This is a genomic window from Kitasatospora sp. NPDC093679, assembly GCF_040683455.1.
Taxonomy (GTDB): domain Bacteria; phylum Actinomycetota; class Actinomycetes; order Streptomycetales; family Streptomycetaceae; genus Kitasatospora; species Kitasatospora arboriphila.
In genome coordinates this window covers 1-23,573 of the sequence record NZ_JBFBDW010000020.1, presented here as the reverse complement: position 1 = coordinate 23,573, position 23,573 = coordinate 1, and the positions used below count along the sequence as shown (strand labels likewise).

General features: G+C 73.8%; 14 protein-coding genes and 1 pseudogene. 10 read left to right on the top strand and 5 right to left on the bottom strand.

Going from position 1 to position 23,573, the window contains the following annotated elements; translation table 11 throughout:
- Positions 1-98 precede the first annotated feature (98 nt).
- From AB0O09_RS18465 to AB0O09_RS18435, 7 genes are all read left to right on the top strand, one after another.
- Complete coding sequence (locus AB0O09_RS18465) at positions 99-3,050, top strand: EAL domain-containing protein (protein ID WP_363542764.1); 2,952 nt, start codon at positions 99-101, stop codon at positions 3,048-3,050.
- Positions 3,051-3,345: 295 nt separating this feature from the next.
- Entirely contained in the window at positions 3,346-5,199 is a 1,854-nt protein-coding gene (locus AB0O09_RS18460) for an acetolactate synthase large subunit (protein WP_363542703.1), read from the top strand.
- Between the two features lie 36 nt (positions 5,200-5,235).
- Positions 5,236-5,760, top strand: a complete 525-nt coding sequence (gene ilvN, locus AB0O09_RS18455) for an acetolactate synthase small subunit (RefSeq protein ID WP_263107951.1) — start codon at positions 5,236-5,238, stop codon at positions 5,758-5,760.
- Between the two features lie 127 nt (positions 5,761-5,887).
- On the top strand, positions 5,888-6,886 hold the full coding sequence (gene ilvC, locus AB0O09_RS18450) for a ketol-acid reductoisomerase (RefSeq protein ID WP_263103553.1): 999 nt from the start codon (positions 5,888-5,890) through the stop codon (positions 6,884-6,886).
- Positions 6,887-7,101: 215 nt separating this feature from the next.
- Entirely contained in the window at positions 7,102-8,682 is a 1,581-nt protein-coding gene (gene serA, locus AB0O09_RS18445; protein WP_363542702.1) for a phosphoglycerate dehydrogenase, read from the top strand.
- Positions 8,683-8,985: 303 nt separating this feature from the next.
- A complete protein-coding gene (locus AB0O09_RS18440) occupies positions 8,986-9,147 on the top strand; it encodes a hypothetical protein (protein WP_363542701.1) in 162 nt (53 codons plus the stop codon).
- A gap of 185 nt (positions 9,148-9,332) precedes the next feature.
- Positions 9,333-12,608, top strand: coding sequence for a S8 family serine peptidase (locus AB0O09_RS18435; protein ID WP_363542700.1), 3,276 nt, complete (start codon positions 9,333-9,335; stop codon positions 12,606-12,608).
- Here the strand turns inward: AB0O09_RS18435 and AB0O09_RS18430 are convergent.
- The 4 genes from AB0O09_RS18430 to AB0O09_RS18415 form a co-directional block, all read right to left on the bottom strand.
- Positions 12,549-12,998, bottom strand: coding sequence for a GtrA family protein (locus AB0O09_RS18430; protein ID WP_363542699.1), 450 nt, complete (start codon positions 12,996-12,998; stop codon positions 12,549-12,551). The two genes, AB0O09_RS18435 and AB0O09_RS18430, sit on opposite strands and share 60 nt — an antisense overlap.
- On the bottom strand, positions 12,995-13,969 hold the full coding sequence (locus AB0O09_RS18425; RefSeq protein WP_363542763.1) for a glycosyltransferase family 2 protein: 975 nt from the start codon (positions 13,967-13,969) through the stop codon (positions 12,995-12,997). The genes AB0O09_RS18430 and AB0O09_RS18425 overlap by 4 nt, the downstream gene beginning before the upstream one ends.
- Before the next feature lie 68 nt (positions 13,970-14,037).
- Positions 14,038-16,644, bottom strand: coding sequence for a YfhO family protein (locus tag AB0O09_RS18420; RefSeq protein WP_363542698.1), 2,607 nt, complete (start codon positions 16,642-16,644; stop codon positions 14,038-14,040).
- Positions 16,645-16,758: 114 nt separating this feature from the next.
- On the bottom strand, positions 16,759-18,834 hold the full coding sequence (locus AB0O09_RS18415) for a PIG-L family deacetylase (RefSeq protein ID WP_363542697.1): 2,076 nt from the start codon (positions 18,832-18,834) through the stop codon (positions 16,759-16,761).
- Between the two features lie 157 nt (positions 18,835-18,991).
- On the opposite strand from AB0O09_RS18415, the gene AB0O09_RS18410 reads away from it, so the two are divergent.
- The 3 genes from AB0O09_RS18410 to cimA all read left to right on the top strand — a co-directional run bounded on the left by AB0O09_RS18410 (position 18,992) and on the right by cimA (position 23,363).
- Positions 18,992-20,029: a 3-isopropylmalate dehydrogenase gene (locus tag AB0O09_RS18410; protein ID WP_363542696.1), complete on the top strand. Its 1,038-nt coding sequence runs from the start codon at positions 18,992-18,994 to the stop codon at positions 20,027-20,029.
- A 179-nt stretch (positions 20,030-20,208) separates the two neighbouring features.
- Positions 20,209-21,321 (top strand): branched-chain amino acid aminotransferase, encoded by a 1,113-nt coding sequence (locus AB0O09_RS18405; protein WP_344628453.1) that lies wholly within the window; start codon positions 20,209-20,211, stop codon positions 21,319-21,321.
- Between the two features lie 428 nt (positions 21,322-21,749).
- Positions 21,750-23,363, top strand: coding sequence for a citramalate synthase (cimA, locus tag AB0O09_RS18400; RefSeq protein ID WP_363542694.1), 1,614 nt, complete (start codon positions 21,750-21,752; stop codon positions 23,361-23,363).
- 111 nt (positions 23,364-23,474) lie between these two features.
- On the opposite strand, the pseudogene AB0O09_RS18395 reads toward cimA, so the two are convergent.
- A pseudogene (locus AB0O09_RS18395) lies at positions 23,475-23,573 on the bottom strand (ATP-binding protein); the annotation flags it as partial.

Here is a 23,573-nt window from a genome sequence, read left to right as displayed (position 1 = left end):
GCTCCGCGCCCGCTCCGCGCTCCCGCGCACGCCTCTGCCGCACCGTCCGCGGCCGCCGCTCCGCGAGACCCGGCCGGCCCGGCCGGCCCGCGCGCCGCATCGGGATTCCGGCCGTCCTGCTCGTCCTGCTCGGCGCCGGCTACACCACCGGCGCCGCCCTCGGCTGGGGCTCCCGCGAAGTCTCCCTGGTCATGGGTGACTTCGGCCTCGCCGCGGCCGCCGCCGCGGCCGCCCTCTCCTGTCTGGTGCACGGCTTCCGGGTCGGCGGCCCGGCCCGGTCCGCCTGGCTGCTCTTCGGCCTGGCCTCCGCCGTGGTCGCCTTCGGCAACGGCGCCTGGGGCTGGTACGAGGTCGTGCTGCGCACCCCGCTGCCGCAGGACTCGCCCGCCGACTACGCCTTCCTGCTGTTCGCCCCGCTCGCCATCACCGGCCTGCTGGTGCTCGCCCAGCGCCCCCGCACCCCGGCCGGCTGGTTCTGCCTGCTGCTGGACGGCTGGCTGGTCGCCGGCTCGCTGTTCACCCTCAGCTGGAGCCTCGCGCTCGGCCGCACCGCCCAGGGCCAGTCCGGCGACCCGATGGAGGTCGCGCTCGCCCTCGCCTACCCGGTGATGGACATCCTGCTGGTCAGCCTGGTCGTCGGGCTGCGCTTCCGGCGCCGGGACGGCAACCGGGCGGCCGTCCACACCGCGATGCTCGCGCTCGCCGTCACCGTGGTCTGCGACGCCCTGTTCACCGCCCCCGAACTGCGCAACAGCTACCACTCCGGCGAACTGCTCGACGCCGGCTGGTTCGCCGGCAGCCTGCTGCTCGCCTGGGCCCCGTGGTCCCCGGACGCCCGCCGGTCCTCCCGCGAGCACCCCTCGGCCGGCGGGCTGCCCCGCCGCCGGGTCGCCTCCACCTTCAGCGCGCTCACCCCGTACGCCGCGGCCGCCGTCTGCACCGCCGGCATCCTCTACAACGCCCTCGGCAACGGCCACCCCGTCGACCGGGTGGTGCTGGCCGCCGCCTGCACCGTCGGCCTCGCGCTGATCGTCCGGCAGGGCGTGATGCTGCTCGACAACCTCTCGCTCGCCCAGGAGCTCGCCCACAAGGAGGCGCACTTCCGCTCCCTGGTGCAGGGCTCCAGCGACGTCATCATGATCGCCGCCGCCGACGGCGAGCTGTCCTACGTCAGCCCCGCCGCCCTCGGCGTGTACTCCCGCGACCCGGAGGACCTGGTCGGCGGCAACCTGCTCGACCTGGTCCACCCCGAGGACGTCGAACGGGTGCTCCGCGAGGTCCGCCGCTTCCTCGCCCGCAGCCACCTGCCCGGCCTCGCCGAGAGCACCGAGCCCTCCGCCCGGGTCGAGTGCCGCATCCGCTCCGGCACCGGCGAGTGGCTGCACGTGGAGTCCACCCTCAACCGGCACCGCGACGGACTGATCCTCAACAGCCGCGACGTCACCGAGCGGGTCGCCCTCCAGGCACAGCTGCAGCACAACGCCTTCCACGACCCGCTCACCGACCTGCCCAACCGGGCGCTGTTCGTCCAGCGGCTCGGCGCGGCCCTGGGGGCCGGCGGCCTCGACGGCGGCCCCGGCCCCGCAGGCCCGGGCAGTTCGGGCCCGGGCAGTTCGGGCTCGGGCAGTTTGGGCTCGGGCGACCGGGACGGCGTCGCCGTCCTCTTCCTCGACCTCGACGGCTTCAAGGCCGTCAACGACACCGTCGGCCACCAGGCCGGCGACGAACTGCTCGTCCAGGCCGCCGGCCGGCTGCGCCGCGCGGTGCGCTCCGGCGACACCGTGGCCCGCTTCGGCGGCGACGAGTTCGCCGTGCTGGTCTGCGGCCGGCTCGGCCCGGAGCGCGTCCGCGACCTCGCCGAGCGGGTCCGGGCCGCGCTCTCCGAGCCGTACTGGATCGGCGGAGCGGAGCTCGGCGTCGCCGCCAGCATCGGCATCGCCTTCGCCTCGCCCGGCCGCGGTCCCGACCCCAAGGCCGCCACCGACGAGCTCATGCGCAACGCCGACCTCGCGATGTACCGCGCCAAGTCCCAGGGCAAGGGCCGGGTGGTGCTCTACCGGCCCGGCATGCGGGCCGAGGTCGAGCGCCGCAGCGAGCTGGAGACGAGGCTGCGCACCGCCGTCCGCGAGGGCGGCTTCACCCTGCTCCACCAGCCCGTGGTGGACCTCGCCACCGGCGTGGTCGTCGGCCTCGACGCCCAGCCCCGCTGGCGCTCCGCGCAGGGACTGCTGCTCACCCCCACCGAGTTCCTGCGCACCGCCGAGCCCGGCGACGCGGCCGCCCGGTTCGCCCGCTGGCTGCTCCAGGAGGCGGTCACCGCGGCCGCCGCCCGCCGCCGCGACCGGGCCGGCTCGGTACCCGTCCGGGTCCGGCTCACCGCCGAGCGGATCTGCGCTCCCGGCCTGTACGAGACGGTCGCCGCCGCGCTGCGCGAGAGCGGCCTGCCCCCCGAGCTGCTGGTGGTCGAACTGGCCAGGACGGGCCCGGACCGCACCGCCGACGAGGTGGCCCGCAGGCTCTCCGCGCTGCGCCGCCTCGGGGTGTCCACCGCGGTGGGCGGCTTCGGCGCGGGCGGCGGCTCGCTCGGGGCGCTGGCCCGGCTGCCCCTGGACACCCTCGGACTCGACCGCAGCCTCGTCCAGGAGGTCGCCGACTCCGCCCTCGCCCGGGCGCTGGTCGGGCACGCGCTGCGGCTCGGCCGGGACCTCGGTCTGGTGACCGCCGCCGACGGGGTGGACCACCCGCGGCAGGCCGTGGTGCTGCAGGAGCTCGGCTGCCGCCAGGCGCAGGGCCCGGTCTTCGCACCGCCGCTGGACGAGCCGCGGCTGCGCCGGGCGCTGGCCCGCCGCTCGTACCCGGTGCCCCGGCCGTCCGGGTCGGCGTCCGGGCGCCGTCCGCACCTCGCCGCGGACACCCGGGCGGGTGGCCGGGCCGAGGCCGCGCCGGGTCGGCCGGGGCACCACCACACCCCCTCCGACCTGCCGGAACGCCATGCCGTGGGGGGTCCGTCCGGGGGTCCGCATGGTGAGACCTCCGTCCCACCAGCTTGACACCCCCCGCCGAGGGGGAGGAAGGTCGGTGCCATGCGCACCCGAATTCTCGTACTTGGCGGGCGCGTCGGCTGAGTGGGCCCGTGTGCTCCACATCAGAGAGACCGACGCGCCACCCCTCGCATGCCCTGGGCACGAGGGGTTTTTTGTTGCACGCGAACCGTTCCATCCCTGCAAGACCACTGGCCCCAAGCGTCGCAAATCGGGACGATTGGGGCAGAGCCGGCTTACCGGTCCGACGCACGGCAGGACCCTCAACTGCCCGGGCCGGCAGAACCCGAGAAGAGACAGGCAGATGACTGAGCACGCCGCATCCCCCCGCCGCGGGGACACCCCGGCAGCCCACGCTCCGGGTCAGCAGACCACCGTCGAAACGATGACCGGAGCGCAGTCGCTCATCCGCTCCCTCGAGGCCGTAGGGGCCGACACGGTCTTCGGCATCCCCGGTGGCGCGATCCTCCCCGCGTACGACCCGCTGATGGACTCCACCAAGGTGCGCCACATCCTGGTCCGCCACGAGCAGGGTGCCGGCCACGCCGCCACCGGCTACGCGCAGGCCACCGGCCGCGTCGGCGTCTGCATGGCCACCTCCGGCCCGGGCGCCACCAACCTGGTCACCCCGCTCGCCGACGCCTACATGGACTCCGTTCCGGTCGTCGCGATCACCGGTCAGGTCGCCTCCAAGGCGATCGGCACGGACGCCTTCCAGGAGGCGGACATCTGCGGCATCACCATGCCGATCACCAAGCACAACTTCCTGGTGACCGACCCGGCCGAGATCCCCCGGGTGATCGCCGAGGCCTTCCACATCGCCGCGACCGGCCGCCCCGGCCCCGTCCTGGTCGACGTCGCCAAGGACGCCCTGCAGGCCACCACGGTCTTCCGCTGGCCGGTCGAGACCTCGCTGCCCGGCTACCGCCCGGTCACCAAGCCGCACGCCAAGCAGATCCGCGAGGCCGCGAAGATGCTGGTGAACGCCAAGCGCCCGGTGCTCTACGTCGGCGGCGGCGTGCTCAAGGCACAGGCCAGCGCCGAGCTGCGGATCCTCGCCGAGCTGACCGGCGCCCCGGTCGTCACCACCCTGATGGCGATCGGCGTCTTCCCCGACAGCCACCCGCAGCACCTCGGCATGCCCGGCATGCACGGCTCCGTCCCGGCCGTCACCGCCCTGCAGAAGGCCGACCTGCTCTTCACCCTCGGCGCCCGCTTCGACGACCGCGTCACCGGCAGGCTGGACAGCTTCGCCCCCCACGCCAAGGTCGTCCACGCCGACATCGACCCGGCCGAGATCGGCAAGAACCGCCCCGCCGACGTCCCGATCGTCGGCGACGCCCGCGAGGTCATCGCCGACCTGATCGTCGCCGTCCAGGCCGAGTACGACGCCGGCCACAAGGGCGACTACGCGGACTGGTGGGCCAAGCTCGACGAGTGGAAGCGCACCTACCCGCTCGGCTACGAGCCCGCCCCGGCCGGCGAGCTGTCGCCCCAGCAGGTCATCGAGCGGATCGGCCAGCTGGTCGGACCGGACGCCATCTACGCCGCGGGCGTCGGCCAGCACCAGATGTGGGCCAGCCAGTTCATCCGCTTCGAGAAGCCGGCCACCTGGCTCAACTCCGGCGGCGCGGGCACCATGGGCTACGCCGTCCCGGCCGCCATGGGCGCCAAGGCCGGCAAGCCGGACACCGCCGTCTGGGCGATCGACGGCGACGGCTGCTTCCAGATGACCAATCAGGAGCTCGTCACCTGCGCCCTGAACAACATCCCGATCAAGGTCGCGGTCATCAACAACGGCTCGCTCGGCATGGTCCGCCAGTGGCAGACGCTCTTCTACAACCAGCGCTACTCCAACACCGTGCTGCACTCCGGCCCGGAGCACGACGGCAAGGAGCCGCCGGCCAACGGCACCCGGATCCCCGACTTCGTGCTGCTCTCCGAGGCGATGGGCTGCGTCGGCCTGCGCTGCGAGCGCCCGGAGGACCTGGACGCCGTCATCAAGCAGGCGATGGAGATCAACGACCGCCCGGTCGTCATCGACTTCATCGTCCACCAGGACGCCATGGTGTGGCCGATGGTGGCCGCCGGCACCAGCAACGACGAGATCCAGTTCGCCAAGGGCGTCCGGCCCGACTTCGGCGACGACCTCGACTGACGGCCCCGACCAACCGATAGAGAGCCCATGACCGCCATGTCCAAGCACACCCTCTCCGTCCTGGTCGAGAACAAGCCGGGCGTGCTCGCCCGGATCGCCTCGCTGTTCTCCCGCCGGGGCTTCAACATCGACTCCCTCGCCGTCGGCCCGACCGAGCACCCGGACATCTCCCGGATGACGATCGTCGTCAACGTCGAGGACCTGCCGCTGGAGCAGGTGACGAAGCAGCTCAACAAGCTGGTCAACGTGATAAAGATCGTCGAGCTCGACCAGAGCCAGGCCGTCCAGCGCGAGCTGGTCCTGGTCAAGGTCCGCGCCGACGCCGAGTCCCGCTCGCAGATCGTCGAGATCGTCCAGCTCTTCCGCGCCAAGACCGTCGACGTCTCGCCGGACGCCGTGACCATCGAGGCCACCGGCAGCTCCGACAAGCTGGAGGCCATGCTGCGCATGCTGGAGCCGTACGGCATCAAGGAGCTCGTGCAGTCCGGACTGGTGGCGATCGGGCGGGGCGCCCGGTCGATCACCGACCGCTCGCTGCGCGCCCTCGACCGCAGCGCGTAGCGACACCGGCGCGTCGCGCGGGCGCGCCGTCTCACCCCCTGAAGCACCGCCCCGAACCCCCGCCGGGTCACCTACGGTGGAGACCGCACCACCCGGCATCACCATCACTGCAAGGAGATGTGCCCCCGTGGCCGAGCTGTTCTACGAAGACGACGCCGACCTGTCCATCATCCAGGGCCGCAAGGTCGCGGTCATCGGCTACGGCAGCCAGGGCCACGCCCACGCGCTGTCCCTGCGCGACTCGGGCGTGGACGTCCGCGTCGGCCTGAAGGAGGGCTCCAAGTCCAAGGCCGTCGCCGAGGAGGCCGGCCTGCGCGTGGTGACCCCGGCCGAGGCCGCGGCCGAGGCCGACGTCATCATGATCCTGGTGCCGGACCCGATCCAGGCCGACGTCTACGAGGAGTCCATCGCGCCGAACCTGAAGGCGGGCGACGCCCTGTTCTTCGGCCACGGCCTGAACATCCGCTTCGGCTTCATCAAGCCCCCGGCGGACGTCGACGTCTGCATGGTCGCCCCGAAGGGCCCGGGCCACCTGGTCCGCCGCCAGTACGAGGAGGGCCGCGGCGTCCCGTGCATCGTGGCCGTCGAGCAGGACGCCACCGGCAACGCCTTCGCGCTGGCCCTGTCGTACGCCAAGGGCATCGGCGGCACCAAGGCCGGCGTCATCAAGACCACCTTCACCGAGGAGACCGAGACCGACCTGTTCGGCGAGCAGGCCGTCCTCTGCGGCGGCACCGCCGCCCTGGTCAAGGCCGGTTTCGAGACCCTGGTCGAGGCCGGCTACCAGCCGGAGATCGCCTACTTCGAGTGCCTGCACGAGCTGAAGCTCATCGTCGACCTGATGTACGAGGGCGGCCTGGAGAAGATGCGCTGGTCGGTCTCCGAGACCGCCGAGTGGGGCGACTACGTCACCGGCCCCCGCATCATCACCGCCGACACCAAGGCCGAGATGAAGAAGGTCCTCGAGGAGATCCAGGACGGCACCTTCGCCAACACCTGGATCGCCGAGTACAAGGCCGGTCTGCCGAAGTACAACGAGTACAAGAACGCCGACGCCGACCACCTGCTGGAGACCACCGGCAAGAAGCTGCGCAAGCTGATGAGCTGGGTCGACGAGGAGGCGTAAGCACCTCCGGGGGTCATCCCCTTTGTACAAGTCGGCTGTTCCCGTCCGGGTGATTTCTCCGGACGGGAGCAGCCCCTCCCGAAGCCCGCCGATACACTTCCGAGTGCGCGTCAGGCCCACAGCGTCGTGCGTCTAGCTACGCGGCATGCCACCTTCCCCCGCTGGTCACGCCACCTTCGTGCCGGGGCGAACCGGACAGTTAAGGACACACTGTCGTGAGCAAATCCGTAGTACTCATCGCCGAAGAGCTGTCTCCCGCCACCGTCGACGCCCTGGGCCCGGACTTCGAGATCCGCCAGTGCAACGGCGCGGACCGCACCGAGCTGCTGACCGCGATCGCCGACGTCGACGCGATCCTCATCCGCTCCGCCACCAAGGTGGACGCCGAGGCGCTGGCCGCCGCCAAGAGGCTCAAGGTCGTCGCCCGCGCCGGCGTCGGCCTGGACAACGTGGACGTCTCCGCCGCCACCAAGGCCGGCGTGATGGTCGTCAACGCGCCGACCTCCAACATCGTCACCGCCGCCGAGCTCGCCTGCGGCCTGCTGATCTCCGTCGCCCGCAACATCGCGCCGGCCAACGCCGCGCTCAAGCAGGGCGAGTGGAAGCGCAACAAGTACACCGGCGTCGAGCTCTCCGAGAAGGTGCTCGGCGTGGTCGGCCTCGGCCGGATCGGCGTGCTGGTCGCCCAGCGGATGTCCGCCTTCGGCATGAAGATCGTCGCCTACGACCCCTACATCCAGGCCGCCCGCGCGGCCCAGATGGGCGTCAAGCTGGTCTCCCTGGAGGAGCTGCTGGAGGTCTCGGACTTCATCACCGTCCACCTCCCCAAGACCCCGGAGACCATCGGCCTGATCGGCGACGAGGCGCTGCACAAGGTCAAGCCGACCGTGCGCATCGTCAACGCCGCCCGCGGCGGCATCGTCGACGAGTCCGCGCTCGCCAGCGCCCTGCGCGACGGCCGGGTGGCCGGCGCCGGCCTGGACGTGTACGCCAAGGAGCCGTGCACCGACTCGCCGCTGTTCGCCTTCGACAACGTGGTGGCCACCCCGCACCTGGGCGCCTCCACCGACGAGGCCCAGGAGAAGGCCGGCATCGCCGTCGCCCGGTCGGTGCGCCTCGCGCTCGCCGGCGAGCTGGTGCCGGACGCGGTCAACGTCCAGGGCGGTGTGATCGCCGAGGACGTCCGCCCGGGCCTGCCGCTCGCCGAGAAGCTCGGCCGGATCTTCACCGCGCTGGCCGGCGAGGTCGCCGTCCGCCTCGACGTCGAGGTCCGCGGCGAGATCACCCAGCACGACGTCAAGGTGCTCGAACTCTCCGCGCTGAAGGGCGTGTTCGAGGACGTGGTGGCCGAGACGGTGTCCTACGTCAACGCCCCGCTGTTCGCCCAGGAGCGCGGCGTCGAGGTCCGGCTGACGACCTCCAGCGAGTCTCCCGAGCACCGCAACGTCATCACCGTCCGCGGCACCCTCGCCAACGGCGAGGAGGTGGCGATCTCGGGCACGCTCTCCGGTCCGAAGCAGACCCAGAAGATCGTCGGCGTCGACGGCTTCGACGTGGACGTGGCGCTCACCGACCACATGGCCTTCTTCACCTACGAGGACCGCCCCGGCGTGGTCGGCACCCTCGGCCGCATCCTCGGCGACGCCGGCATCAACATCGCCGGCATGCAGGTCGCCCGGGACGGCTCCGGCGCGCTCGCCTCGATCACCGTCGACAGCGAGATCTCGCAGGACGTGCTGAACGCCATCGCCGCCGAGATCGGCGCCAAGTTCGCCCGTGCGGTGAACCTCGGCTGAGCCTCCCTCAGGCCGCTGACCTGGGCCCGGACCGCCACGGCGGTCCGGGCCCGGGCGTTTTCCGGGCCCCGGACGGGCCGTCGGCAGGCGCCCGCGTCTCAGATACTAGGAAATCCAACTATTCGTGCAGACATCCACGGCCGGTCGTCGTACCGTGGAAGGGCCATACGGTGAGCCACCCCTGCAAGCCCAGGGTGACGGCCCGTACGGCCCGTACGCGTACCGGCAGGCGATCCCTGCCCGGCGTACCCACCCTCCCCGTTCTTCGCGCCCTGCAGCTGGCGCACGCACCAAGGAGTCGGTATGCCCCACACCGCAGACCGCCACGCCCCCGCCACCCCCGCCGCCCCCGCTCCGCGCCGCCGCCGGCGCGCCGAGCAGGCCCCGCGCTCCGCCGCCGACGCGCTGCAGCGCGCCCTGGACCGCCGCGACAACGGCGGGGTGACGGGCCACCACCTGGGCTGACGCCGTACTGGGCCGAAAGACTGACGCAGCGTCACACGGACGAGTGCACAGTGGCCCCCGACGAGCGAAGCGGCTCGCCCTGCCCGGCGCGATGATCCTAATTTGGGCCGTCGGGAGGGGGATCGACGTCCGCGCGGTGCGGGCGGCCGCACGATCAGGCCACCCCTGCCGGGGAGACCGCACCCGTGCGTACGCCCGCAGCCCTCGCGCTCGCCCTCGTCACCTTCGCCGCCCCCGCAGCATGGGCCGCCCCCACGGCCGGACGGGCCCCCGCCCCGCCCGGCACACCGGTCACCGTGCTGCTGGAACTCGGCACCGAGGCCGCGGCACCCGCCTGGCAGCGGGCCGCCGCCGACGCCCGCCGGCAGCGGCGCTCCCCGGACGCCGTCCGGGCCGCCGCGGCCGCGGCCGGCGCCGGGCAGCGCGCCCGCGCCGTGCAGGCCGTCGACCGGCTCGCCGCGGGCGTCCGGGCCGCCGCGCCCGGTGCCCGGGTGGTCTACCGCACCCAGACCCTGCTCAGCGGCGTCGCCGTCACCGTGCCCGCCGCCGCCGTGCCCCGGCTGACCGCGCTGCCCGGGGTGCGCGCCGTGCACCGCGTCACCCTGCAGCACCGGGCCAACGCCCACTCCGTCCCGCTGACCGGCGCACCCGCCGTCTGGTCCGGCCCGGGCGGCACCACCGGCAGCGGGGTGCGGATCGGCATCGTCGACTCCGGCATCGACTACACCCACGCCGACTTCGGCGGCCCCGGCACCCCGGAGGTCTTCGCCGCCGTCGACGGCGCCCGCCCGGCACCGGCCGCGTTGTTCCCCAACGCCAAGGTGGCCGGCGGCCAGGACCTCGTCGGCGACGACTACAACCCGGACCCCTCCTCCCCGCACCACCAGCCCGTGCCGCACCCGGACGCCAACCCGATCGACTGCGCCGCCAACGGCCACGGCACCCACGTCGCCGGCACCGCCGCCGGCCTCGGCGTCACCAAGGACGGCAAGCCCTACCGCGGCCCCTACCGGGAGGGCCTCGACCCCGCCGCCTTCTCCGTCGCCCCCGGCGCGGCCCCCGGCGCCACCCTCTACGCCCTGCGCGTCTTCGGCTGCGACGGCTCCACCGACCAGCTCGCGCACGCCCTCGACCTGGCCGCCGACCCGAACGGCGACGGCGACCTCTCCGACCGCCTCGACGTGGTCAACCTCTCGCTCGGCAGCGCCTTCGGCAGCCCGGACGACGCCGACTCGCTCGCCGCCGACGCGCTGTCCGCCCTGGGCACCGTGGTGGTCGCATCGGCCGGCAACGAGGGCGACCTGTACGGGATCGGCGGCAGCCCCGGCACCGCCGCCCGGGTGGTGACCGTCGCGGCCTCGGTCGACCCGCACGGCGACGCCGACGGCATCCGGGTGCTCGCCCCCGCCTCCCTCGCCGGCGTCGTCCCGGGCCACTGGAGCTCCGAGTACACCGGCTGGTCCGACCGGGACGTCACCGCCGAACTCGCCCGGCCCGCCGACCAGCAGGACGGCTGCACCGCCTTCGACGCGGCCGACGCCGCCCGGCTCAAGGGCCGGATCGCGGTGCTCGCCTGGCGCAGCAAGGACGCCGACCGGGCCTGCGGCTCGGCCGTGCGCGCCGACCACGCCGCGGACGCCGGCGCCGTCGGCACGCTGTTCACCGCCGACGGCGAGTCCCTCGCCGAGATCGCCGGCGACAGCCGGATCCCGGCCGTGCTGCTGGCCCGCACCGACGGCGACCGGCTGCTCGCCGCGGTGGCCGACGGGCCGGTGAAGGTCCAGCTCGCCGCCCCGGGCAACACCCTGCACGGCGCGGTCTCCCAGGACCGGCCCGAACGCACCGACATGCTCACCCCCTTCACCTCCCGCGGGATCGGGGTGCCCGGCATCGTCAAGCCCGACGTCGCCGCGCCCGGCGAGACGATCTGGTCGGCGAAGGCGGGCAGCGGCAGCGGCGGCATGCGGGAGGACGGCACCTCGATGGCCGCCCCGCACGTCACCGGCCTCGCGGCCCTCGTCCGCGCCGCCCACCCCGACTGGCCGGTCGCCGAGGTCAAGGCAGCGCTGATGAACACCGCCGTCGACACCCGGCACGACGCCGACCCCGGCAGCCCGGTGTACGGCCCGGAGCGCACCGGCGCCGGCCGGGCCCGGGCCGACGCCGCCGTCGCCACCCCGGCGGTCGCCTACGCGGCGGGCCAGGGCGCGGTGGACGGCGCGGTCGGCGTCTCCTTCGGCCCGGTCGAGGCCACCGGCCCGGTCGAGCTCGAACGCCAGGTGGAGATCCGCAACCACGGCGACGCCCCGCTCACCTACACCACCGGCTACGCGGCCGCCACCGAGCTGCCCGGCGCCTCCTTCGGCATCAGCCCCGGGCAGGTCACCGTCGAGCCCGGCGGCACCGCCCGGGTCACCGTCACCCTGCGCGTCCCCGGCAGCCTGACCCGCACCCCCGACCCGACCCTCGACCTCGAACAGGCCGGCCGGGCCCGCAGCTACCGCGGCGAGCTCTCCGGCCGGCTGCTGCTGACCCCGGCCGACACCGGCCTGCCGCAGCTGCGGGTTCCGCTGTTCGCCGCCCCGCGGCCCGCCTCGCAGTTCACCGCCGGGCCGCAGCTCGCCGCCGGTCGGGCCGGCGCCACCATGCTCGCGCTGGCCGGCACCGGCACCCCGGCCGGCGACGGTGCCGGGCTGCTCAGCGCCTTCGTGTACGGCGGAGAGGCCGCCCGCTGGCCGGAGTGCGCCGACGCCGGCGACGCCGACGACATCTGCGTGGAGCGGCCCGGCGAGCGCGCCGCCAACCTGCGGTTCGCGGGCGCGGCCAGCGACGCCCCGGCGCACGGGGACCCGCTCGGCGAGGGCACCCTCTACCTGGCCGCCGCCCTGTGGGGCCCGGCCGACACCCCGGTCGGCATGTTCGGGGTGCGCGCCTCGCTGGACACCGACGGGGACGGCCGCACCGACGCGATCGTCGCCGCCGCCCGACTGCGCGGCAGCGACGTCCTGGTGGCCCGCACCACGGACGCCCGCACCGGCAGGGAACTGGACGTCCAGCCGCTGAACGCCCGCTGGGGCGACACCGACACCGGGCTGCTCGACGGCGACGCCCTGGTGCTGCCCGTCCGGCTCTCCGCCCTGCCCGGGCTGACGTCCGGCGCGAGCACCGTCCGGTACGCGCTGTGGACGGGCCAGGTGCTGCCCGGTGCGCCGAGCGAACAGGACGCGCTCGGCTCGATCGGCCTCACCGACGGCCGGCCGACCCTCGCCCTCGACGTGCTGCACCCGGCACTGGACGTCCGCGACGGCACCGACGGCACGGACGGGCCGGCCGCCGTCGCCGTGCCGGAGCGGCCGGGCAGCGTGCTGCGGGTCGCCCGGGCGGACGCCGCGGCCCGGCTGCTACTGCTCCACCACCTCAACCCGGGCGGACGCCGGGCCGAGGTCGTCACCCTGCGCTGAGCCGCCGGCGGGGCCCGTGCCCCGCCCGGTCAGCACCAGCTTCGACAGCACGTAGGTGATCGGGATCGCGACCGCTGCGGCCAGCAGCGGCGCGATCCGGTCGTCCACCCGCGCCCACTCCACCAGCACGAACACCCCGCCGCTCTGCACCAGGTAGTTGGTGATGTTCGGCAGCGGGAAGAGCAGGAACTTCCGCCAGGTCGGCCGGGTCCGGTACGTGAAGTACGTGTTCAGGAAGAACGAGCCGACCATGCTCAGGAAGAACGCCGCGCTGAACGCCGCGAAGTACGGCAGGTACGGGTGGAAGGCCAGGTACAGCAGGTAGAAGGTGCCGGTGTTGACCACACCGACCAGGCCGAACCTGACGACCTGCCACAGCTGCGGGCTCACACCGGCTCCCCGGCGCGGGCGCGGTGGCCCTCGGCGCGGAACGCGGCCCGCGGCACGTTGGTCTCCTTGACCAGGAAGTGCGGCCGCCGCTTGGTCTCGTAGTAGATCCGGCCGATGTACTCGCCGATCAGACCGAGCATCACCATCTGCAGGCCGCCCAGCCCCACGATCGCCACGATGAGGGTGACGTAGCCGGGGGAGTCCACGCCGTCGACCAGGGCGACGCCGGTGATCCACGCCGCGTACAGCGCCGCCACCCCGACCAGGGCCAGGCCCAGGTAGATGGCGATCCGCAGCGGCCGGTTGTTGAACGAGATCAGGCCGTCCATGCCGTAGTTGAGCAGCGCGCCGAAGTGCCACTTCGTCTCGCCGGCCTCGCGGGCGACGTTCTGGTAGTCGAAGGTGACGGTGTCGAAGCCGATCCAGGAGAACAGGCCCTTGGAGAACCGGTTGTACTCCGGCAGGGACAGCAGCGCGTCCACCGCGGCGCGCGACAGCAACCGGAAGTCGCCGACGCCGTCCTGGAGTTCGACGTCCACCCAGCGGTTGACCATCCGGTAGTAGAGCCGGCTGACCGCCGTGCGGACGGGCCTGTCGCCCTCCCGGGTGCGGCGGGCGATCACCTGGTCGTGGCCGCGGTCGTACAGCTCCAGCATCCGCTCGATCAGCTCCGGCGGGTGCTGCAGGTCGGCGTCCATCAGCACGACCGCGTCGCCCGTCGCCTCGCGCAGGCCGGCCAGCATGCCGGCCTCCTTGCCGAAGTTCCGGCTGAAGGAGACGTAGCGGGTGGTGTCCGGGTGCTCCGCGGCGATCTTGCGCAGCCGCTCCAGCGTGCCGTCCGCACTGCCGTCGTCGACGTAGCAGAGCTCGTACTCGACCGGCAGGGCGTCGAGGCTCGCGCGGATCGCGGTGTCGAAGAGCTCGACCACCGCTTCCTCGTTGTAACAGGGCACCACCACGGACAGCCGCACCAGTCCACCTCCGGCCTCGACGCAGTCGGCGGCCGCACGCACTGACCCCTCACCCTGCCTGTCTGATTTCACACAGATGGTACCGGCCCGCCGTCGGCCGCCCGCCCGTTCCGGCGGCGCAGCCGCGTGAGCAGCGCCACGCCCAGCAGCACCGCGGCGGCGGCCCCGCTCGCCGCGAGACCGGGCAGCAGACCCGGCGGCCGGTAGTCGCAGGACACCTCGGAGGCGCCCGCGCCCAGGTCGACGCCGGTCATGCCGAGCACCGACCGGGGGGCCCGCGCCGGGCCGCCGTCCACCGAGCACCGCCAGCCGTCCACGGCCGGCACCGAGATCAGTGCGGTGCCGGTGGACCCGGCCGGCAGCTCCGCCCGCAGCCCGTGGCCGCCGGCGGTGACCTCCGTCGCCCCGTGCAGGCCGTGCAACGCGGCCGACAGCGCGGCCGGATCGAGGCAGCCGAGCGGCAGCTCCGGGACGTCCGCCTTCGCCGCGGCCCGCAGCTGGACGGTGACCCGCCCGTCGGCGGGGACGGGGCCGAGTTCGCGGATCGGCATCGCCGTCATCGGCTGCCGGCCCCAGCTGGTGTACTTGCCGCCCGCGCCCGTCACCGTGCCGCCCAGCCAGGGCGCGTACAGGAAGGCGGTGCGCCCCGGGGTGCAGGAGGCGGTGAACGTCGTCCAGGTGCCGCCCTTCGGCGTCGCCGGCACCCGCCAGCCGCCCGGCGAGCGGACCGGTCGCGGACCGGCCGTCCACTCGGGGGCCGGCGTCTCGTAGACCCGCGCGCCGAGCAGCGACTCCTGGCGGCTCCACACCGAGCGGGTGTCCGGGGCGGCCGTCGGGTGCACGGTGACCAGCGGCGCGGCCGGGGCGTGCTTCACCGCGAAGCCGCCCGGCGCACCGGTGGAGTCCAGGTACGTGGTGACGCCGAACAGCGCACGCCCGACCGGGTCGGCCGGGCTGAGGGTGTGCCGGCCCTGGATGTACCAGCCGGCGCCGAGTCCCTGCAGCATCCCGGCGGTCACCGCGGGCAGGTAGCTGCTGTAGTACGAGCCGCCCTGGCCGCCGAGCAGCAGCGGGTCGTTGTTGGCGAACTCGTGCGGACCGGGGTCGGTGCGGCCGTTCGGCCAGTCGTCGGCCGCGCGCAGCGCCTCGGCCGCGGCCGTCGACTGCGCCGAGACGGTCGTGCGCGGCTGGTAGAAGGGCAGCCGGTCACGGATCTCGGTGACCGCCCAGGCGGTGTGCGCGGCCGAGGCGAAGACGGTGAGCACCAGCACCGCGCCGGCGGACCGGCGCACGAGCAGGCGCGTGCGCCACCGGGCGAGCGCCAGCAGCGCACCGAGCAGCAGCGCGCCGCCCGCCCCGACCTCGATCCAGGTCGACCAGCGGACCGAGCTCTGCCCGTGCCCGGCCAGCGCCAGCAGCGCCACCAGCCCGGCGCCGCCCAGCAGCGTCCGGACGTCCGGACGGCGGGCGAGCGACGCCCAGGCCGCCATCACCAGCATGCCGCTGAGCACGAACGACGCCCGGTACGGACTGCCGTTGGGGATCGCCAGCCCGTGCCACAGCAGGATCGTCGGCTCCCAGACGAAGCTCGCCCCGACCAGCAGCAGCAGCGCGTACCAGCCGATCCGCTCAGCGGGCCGGACCCGACGGTTGAACGGCAGCGAGGCGACCAGCAGCAGGGCCAGCACGCCGACGAAGACGTTCGGCACCGAGTGGTCCGAGCGGCCGCCGGGCAGCAGCTGCGCCAGGTAGTCGGTGAGGCCCGGCGCGCCTTCGTAGGTCGCGGGCGGGGCCGGCTGCGAGGCCTTGCTGGCCTTCAGCGAGACCGTCATCGCCGGCGCGGCCAGCAACACGCCGACCGTGAACATCCCGGCCGCCCGCCCGGCCGTCCGCAGCCGCTCCCGCCACGGGGTGCCGGCCAGCGCGAGGCGCAGCAGCAGCACCAGGCAGGAGGCGATGGTCGCCATCGCCCCGGTGTAGAAGTTGCCCGCCCAGGCGAGGGCGACCAGCAGGGTGCCGAGCACCCAGCGCCGGCCGCGCAGGCACCAGTCGCAGGCCAGGCCCACGGCCGGCAGCGAGACCAGGCCCCACATCCACATCGGGTCCGGCGAGCCGTCGTTGAGCACCCAGGCGCAGAGCCCGTAGCCGACCGCGAGCAGGGCGCGCAGCCACGGGCCGCCCGGCACCAGGCGGCCGAGCAGCACCGTCATCGCGGCCGCGCCGAGGCCGATGCTCAGCAGGGTGACGAGGAACACGGGGAAGTCGACGGCGTCCCGCGGGAAGAGCCCGACCAGCCAGGAGAACGGGTTCATCAGGTACGTGACGAAGTCACCGAGGAAGGGCGAGCCGTAGCCGCTGTTCCAGTTGAACAGCAGGTCGCCGCCGCCCCGGCCGTGCATCAGGTCCCACAGGTGGGCGTGGAACGGCACGAACTGGTTGCCGAGGTCGTTCACCGCGCGCGACCGCGCCCCGAACGGGTACGTCCCGCGCAGGGCGCCGGCCAGGCAGAACGCCGCCATGGACAGCACGGCGGCCAGCGCCGCGGCGCTGGCATCGCCCCTGCGGGAGCGCCCGGCGGCCGGCGCGGTGGCCGTCTCCCGGGCGGCGTCCGCACCGGTGGCCGGGGCCGCCGGCTCGCGGCCGACCGGGCGGGTCGGGGCCGTCTCCTGGCTCACAGCGCGGTGCTCCTGCCTGGCCCGGGCGGGCCGAAGGGGTCGTACGGGACGGGCCGGCGGGCATGCGGCGGCCGGACGGGGCGCGGGGGATGCCCACCGAGCATATGCAACGGCTCAGCCCGCCTGGCTCCAGGCACCGAACGGGGCGCCGGGCACCGGCTGGCGGGCGGAGTACAGGTGGCCGTCGCAGCCGATCGCCACGGCGACCAGCCGGCCGTCCCGGTCGGCCGCCAGCGCGGGGGTGTGCGCGAGCAGCGGGCCGTCGTGCTGCCAGTCCCGGCCGTCGGCGCGCAACGCCGTCCGCCCGCGGTCGTCGCGGACGGCCATCGCGCCGTCCGCGACGGCGACCCGGCCGAAGCCGCCGGGCGGCGCCGACTCGGCCACCACCCGCCACGCCTCGGAGGCGGGCGCCCGCTCGGCGGTGAGCACCCGGGCGCTCTTCGGCTCGCGGAAGCGCACCCGCAGCGCGCCCTCCTCGCCCAGCTCGGCGGTGACCGGGCCGCCCGGCACCGGCAGCCCGGTCGGCGGTGCCGGCCGCAGCGGGCCGCCGGGCACGTCCGAGGCCCAGTGCACGACGGTGCGCGGGCCGGGCGCGAAGACGTGGGTGTTGCCGTAGCCGTCGACGACCGCGCCCAGGCCGTCCTGGACACCGCCGCCGGCGTGCGGCGGCAGGGTCAGCGCCGTCCACGTCTCCCCCGCGCCGGAGAGGGTCCGGACGGCGACCGTGCCGCCCCAGGTGCGGGCCGCGACCTGCACGGTGCCGTCCGCCAGGGCGAGCCCGACCGGGTAGCCGAACTCCATCGAGCGCACCGGGTCCTCGCCGTCCGGGGCGCCGAGGCTCTCCCACGGACCGAAGGAGTCCCGGCCGGTCTGCACGGCGGTGACGATCTCGCGGCGGTGCTCGTCGGCCGCGTAGCGCAGCATGGTGCGCACGCCGAGCAGGCGTATCAGCCCGTCGCCCTGCCGGAAGGCCTGCACCTGCCCCTCCAGCCCGGTGCCGGCGAGGCGCCGCGGCCCGTCCCAGCCCCGCGGCGACTGCGTCCACTGCACCGCGGCGCCGTTGAGCAGGCCGAACGCGGCCAGCCGCCCGTCGGGCAGCGGCACCAGCCAGGCGCCGCTGCCCGGGGCGCGGTACCGGGTGGACTGCGCCCAGCCGTTGCGCAGCGCGCCGGCCCCGACCTTGCGGTCGCCGCAGCCGGCCGGGTCGCCGCAGCGCCGGTTGTCCGCCCAGCCGTAGCTGTTCAGCGCGAGCACCTTGCGGCCGACGGCGGCCTGGTCGAGGTTGTGCGGCAGCGCGGCGTTCACGTAGCCGAGGTAGTGCTCGACGGTGGCGTTCCGCGCCCGGTCGCCGGCCCAGTGCCGGGCGAGCGCGGCCTGCGCGAAGTACGCGGAGTAGGTGTGGTCCTGGTGGTCCAGGTAGACGTGGCCGCTGCGCGGGTCCTTCGGCGGCTTGGGGGAGTGGTCCGGGTTCGGGTCGAGGGTGCGGACCACGGTCGGGCGGTAGTGGTCGAGGACGGAGTGCAGCGTGGCGATCAGCTGCTCCCGGCTGTAGGCGGCGCCGGCGGGCAGTCCGCTGCGCACCGGCGGCAGGGTTTCGAGGGCCTCCGTCTCGCCGAGCCACAGGCCGCGCAGGCTCGCGGCGCGCGGCAGGCTGACCGAGCGGGCCTCGACCAGGGCGAGCAGGATCAGCTGCACCTGGGGCGCGGCCCGCAGGGTGTGCTGCTCGACCAGCCGGCCGTCCAGGTAGCTGACCAGCGACACGTCCCAGGGGCTGTTCTCGTCGCCGGTGGCGAGCAGCGCGAGGGCGGCGGTCAGTCCGTTGATCCGGGCGCGGGTGTAGGCCGGCCGGTCGGCGCGGACGACCCGGCCGAGTTCGGTGTGCAGCACGTTGCGGCCGTCGGACTCGCCGTCGGTGAGGCAGACCGTGACGCAGGCGGCACCGGAGGCCAGTGCGTGGTCGAGGTCCGGATTCATGAAGTAGAGATTGTCGTCCGGATGCGCGATGACGTGCACGAACGACTGTGTGATGCTGTGATGGGCGACACCGGTCACCTGTGCGGGCCCGAGCGGCTCCGGTTCCTTCGGCCGGTCCTCCCGGACCGCCAGGCCGACGCCGCAGCCCACCGCGGGCAGCGCCAGCGCCCCACCGGCCAGCCAGAGCGCGCGGCGTCTGCTGATCCGACCCCCCATAGTGCTTTCCCCCGTGAATTCCCCGTGTAGATCTGTCGGATTTTAACGGAGCGGTCCGGTACGGCTCCGTACCCCCCTTTGTCGCCGGCCCGTCCCCGAATGTCCGGATCCTGGACACGAGATGTCAGTGGCTGGGACGCGGAGTAGGGTCCTGAGCATGTCTCGCAGCCTTCGTCTCGCAGTGATCCCCGGTGACGGCATCGGCCAGGAAGTGGTGGCCGAGGGCCTCAAGGTGCTGAGCGCCGCCCTTCCCGCCGACGTGAAGCTGGAGACCACCGAGTACGACCTCGGTGCCCGTCTCTACCACCGCACCGGCGAGACCCTGCCGGACGCCGTCCTGGAGGAGCTCAAGGACCGCGACGCGATCCTGCTCGGCGCCATCGGCGACCCCAGCGTCCCGTCCGGCGTCCTGGAGCGCGGCCTGCTCCTCAAGCTCCGCTTCGCCTTCGACCACCACATCAACCTCCGCCCGGGCAAGCTCTTCCCCGGTGTGAAGTCCCCGCTGGCCGGCGACCCGCAGATCGACTTCGTGGTCGTCCGCGAGGGCACCGAGGGCCCCTACGTCGGCAACGGCGGCACCCTGCGCGCCGGCACCGAGCAGGAGGTGGCCACCGAGGTCAGCCTCAACACCGCCTTCGGCATCGAGCGGGTCGTCCGCGACGCCTACCGCCGCGCCCAGGCCCGCCCCCGCAAGAAGCTCACCCTCGTCCACAAGAACAACGTGCTGGTCCACGCCGGCCACCTGTGGACGCGGATCTTCCAGGAGGTCGGCCAGGAGTTCCCCGAGGTCACCACCGACTACCTGCACGTCGACGCGGCGACGATCTTCTTCGTCACCCAGCCCGAGCGCTTCGACGTGATCGTCACCGACAACCTGTTCGGCGACATCCTCACCGACCTCGCCGCGGCCGTCACCGGCGGCATCGGCCTGGCGGCCTCCGGCAACATCAACCCCACCGGCGCGTTCCCGTCGATGTTCGAGCCCGTCCACGGCTCCGCCCCCGACATCGCGGGCCAGGGCAAGGCCGACCCGACCGCCACCGTGCTGTCCGTCGCCATGCTGCTGGAGCACCTCGGCCACACCGCCGAGGCCGCGAAGGTCGAGGCCGCCGTCGCCGCGGACCTCGCCGAGCGCACCGGCGCCCGCTCCACCTCCGAGGTCGGCGACGCGCTCGCCGCCCGAGTATCCGGCTGACGGGCCGGGAACAGCACAGGGTTCCTGCCCGAAGGGCCGGAACCGCACAGCACGACAGCCGACCGGCTGTTCGGCACGGCCCTCTGGATGCGAGTATCGACAGTGGGCCGTGCCGTCGTGCGTTCTACCCCTTCGGCGGCGGCGGCCCGGACCAACCCCACGGTGAAGGACAGACAGTCATGAGTACGCCCACCCAGGCGCCCATCACGTTCGAGCTCAAGCCCTCCGCGCACCCGCTGTCCGACGCGGAGCGCGAGGCCCGGCTGGCCAACCCCGGCTTCGGCCGGATCTTCACCGACCACATGGTCACCATCCGGTGGACGGAGGGCCTGGGCTGGCACGACGCCCAGCTCACGCCGTACGCGCCGCTGGAGATCGACCCGGCCAACATGACGCTGCACTACGGCCAGTCGATCTTCGAGGGCCTCAAGGCCTACCGCCAGGCCGACGGCTCCATCGCCACCTTCCGCCCCGAGGCCAACGCCGCCCGCTTCCAGGCCTCCGCCCGCCGGCTCGCCATGCCCGAGCTGCCGGTCGAGACCTTCGTCGAGGCCGTCGAGCTGCTCGTCCAGCAGGAGCAGGGCTGGGTGCCGAACCAGCCCGAGCAGAGCCTCTACCTGCGGCCGTTCATGTTCGCCACCGAGGTCGGCCTGGGCGTCCGCCCGGCCAACTCCTACCTCTTCATGATCATCGCCTCGCCGGCCGGCGCGTACTTCCCCGGCGGCATCAAGCCGGTCTCCGTCTGGCTCTCCGAGGAGTACGTCCGGGCCGCGCCGGGCGGCACCGGTGCCGCCAAGTGCGCCGGCAACTACGCCGCCTCGCTGATCGCCCAGGCCCAGGCCGCCGAGAAGGGCTGCGACCAGGTCGTCTGGCTCGACGCCGCCGAGCACCGGTGGATCGAGGAGATGGGCGGCATGAACCTCTACTTCGTCTTCGGCGAGGGCGAGGACGCCAGGATCGTCACCCCCGAGCTGTCCGGCGCCCTCCTCCCCGGCATCACCCGCGACTCGCTGCTCCAGCTCGCCTCCGACCTCGGATACGCGGTCGAGGAGCGGCGGATCTCCACCGACGAGTGGAAGCAGGGCAACGCCGACGGCACCCTCACCGAGGTGTTCGCCTGCGGCACCGCCGCCGTCATCACGCCGGTCGGCTCCGTGAAGTCCGCCCGCGGCGACTGGACGGTCGGCAAGGGCGAGCCCGGCCCGACCACCATGGAGCTCCGCAAGGCCCTCCTCGCCATCCAGGGCGGCCAGGCCCCGGACACCCACAACTGGCTCCACAAGATCGTCTGACCTTTTCGGAGCGGTCGACCACGCCAGGGGCGCGTGGGGACACCTCCCGGCCTAAAGCTGGGGGCGTCCCCACGCGCCCCTGCGGTTCACCACCTGCTGCCAGCAGGCGTGTCTCGGTATGCGGATGGTCCGGGCCGGATGGCGGATGGTGTGCCAGACTGCCGGTGTGTCCTCGCTTTCGCTGATCATTAGCAGCAGGCGCGCCGGTCCGCAGTGACCGCTCCGCACCACCCCGTTGCGGAGCGACCACGAGCGTCCAGACCCGCGCGCAGACCTCTCGCACCCGCGAGGGGTCTTTTGTTTTGCCCCGGACCGGCACCGGCCCCCACAAGGGGCCCGGAGACACCGGGGAGCGCGCGGGATGCTGGACAGTGGAGCCGGATCCCACCGGCAACAGCAGTACTCCACCGAACGGAGAACCCAGGGCCATGACCGAGGCCAGCGACCACCCCAACGACAGCTTCCACGTCTTCGACACCACGCTGCGCGACGGCGCCCAGCGCGAGGGCATCAACCTCACCGTCGCGGACAAGCTGACCATCGCCCGGCACCTGGACGAGTTCGGCGTCGGCTTCATCGAGGGCGGCTGGCCCGGCGCCAACCCCCGCGACACCGAGTTCTTCGCCCGGGCGGCGACCGAACTCGACCTCAAGCACGCCCGGTTGGTCGCGTTCGGGGCGACCCGCCGGGCCGGTGGCCGGGCGGCGGACGACCCGCAGCTGGCCGCCCTCGTCAACTCCGGCGCCCCGGTGGTCACCCTGGTCGCCAAGTCGCACGACCGGCACGTGGAGCTGGCCCTGCGCACCACCCTGGACGAGAACCTGGAGATGGTCCGGGACAGCGTCGAGTACCTGCGCTCGCAGGGGCGGCGGGTGTTCATCGACTGCGAGCACTTCTTCGACGGCTACAAGGCGAACCCTGAGTACGCCCTCGCGGTGGTCTCCACCGCGCACCGCGCCGGTGCCGACGTGGTGGTGCTCTGCGACACCAACGGCGGCATGCTGCCGCTGGGCGTCCGCGAGACCGTCGCCGAGGTGCTCGCGAAGACGGGGGCCCGGCTCGGCATCCACGCGCAGGACGACACCGGCTGCGCGGTCGCCAACACGCTGGCCGCGGTGGACGCCGGCGCGACCCACGTGCAGTGCACCGCCAACGGCTACGGCGAGCGGGTCGGCAACGCCAACCTCTTCCCGGTGGTCGGCGCGCTGGAGATCAAGTACGGCCGCCGGGTGCTGCCCGAGGGCCGACTGGCCGAGATGACCCGGATCTCGCACGCCGTCGCCGAGGTGGTCAACCTCGCACCGTCCACCCACCAGCCGTACGTGGGCTTCTCGGCCTTCGCGCACAAGGCGGGCCTGCACGCCTCCGCGATCAAGGTGGACCCGGACCTGTACCAGCACATCGACCCGGAGCTGGTCGGCAACACCATGCGGATGCTGGTCTCCGACATGGCCGGCCGGGCCTCCGTCGAGCTCAAGGGCAAGGAGCTCGGCTACGACCTGTCCGAGGACCGGGACCTGGTCGGCCGGGTGGTCGCCAAGGTCAAGGAGCAGGAGAACCAGGGCTACACCTACGAGGCCGCCGACGCCTCCTTCGAGCTGCTGCTCCGCGACGAGGTGCGCGGCCGCCGCGAGCGCTTCTTCAGCCTGGAGTCCTGGCGGACCATCAGCGAGCAGCGCGCGGACGGCACCCCGGGCAACGAGGCCACGGTGAAGCTCTGGGCGAAGGGCGAGCGCCGGATCGCCACCGGCGAGGGCAACGGCCCGGTCGACGCCCTGGACAGGGCGCTGCGCACCGCGCTGGAGCGGATCTACCCGCAGCTCGCGAAGCTGGAGCTGGTGGACTACAAGGTCCGCATCCTGGAGGGTCAGCACGGCACCGGCTCCAAGACCCGGGTCCTGGTGGAGTCCGGGGACGGGGCGGCGTCCTGGTCCACGGTCGGTGTCGCGGACAACGTGATCGCGGCCTCCTGGCGGGCCCTGGAGGACGCCTACACCTACGGGCTGCTGCGGGCCGGACTGGCGCCGGAGGAGACGGAATGAGGCTTCCGCGACGCCCGGGGCTCTTGGAGCACGAGGGGGCGTGAGAACGCCGGAGGGGGCGCGGTTTCCGCGCCCCCTCCGGGGTGTCCGGCCCCTCCGTGGACCCGTGCCTCAGCGGAGGCGGGCCAGGAGGGCGTGCTCGACGAGGGTGATGAGGGCGCTCTTGGCGCTGTCCCGGCGTCGGGCGTCGAGGGTGATGATGGGGGTGTC

Bases quoted from the DNA above. Each gene is read 5' to 3' on its own strand.
- AB0O09_RS18405 (WP_344628453.1), top strand. From the start codon at position 20,209: ATGAGTACGCCCACCCAGGCGCCCATCACGTTCGAGCTCAAGCCCTCC.
- AB0O09_RS18415 (WP_363542697.1), bottom strand. From the start codon at position 18,834: ATGGGGGGTCGGATCAGCAGACGCCGCGCGCTCTGGCTGGCCGGTGGG.
- ilvN (WP_263107951.1), top strand. From the start codon at position 5,236: ATGTCCAAGCACACCCTCTCCGTCCTGGTCGAGAACAAGCCGGGCGTG.
- AB0O09_RS18460 (WP_363542703.1), top strand. From the start codon at position 3,346: ATGACTGAGCACGCCGCATCCCCCCGCCGCGGGGACACCCCGGCAGCC.
- AB0O09_RS18440 (WP_363542701.1), top strand. From the start codon at position 8,986: ATGCCCCACACCGCAGACCGCCACGCCCCCGCCACCCCCGCCGCCCCC.
- cimA (WP_363542694.1), top strand. From the start codon at position 21,750: ATGACCGAGGCCAGCGACCACCCCAACGACAGCTTCCACGTCTTCGAC.
- AB0O09_RS18410 (WP_363542696.1), top strand. From the start codon at position 18,992: ATGTCTCGCAGCCTTCGTCTCGCAGTGATCCCCGGTGACGGCATCGGC.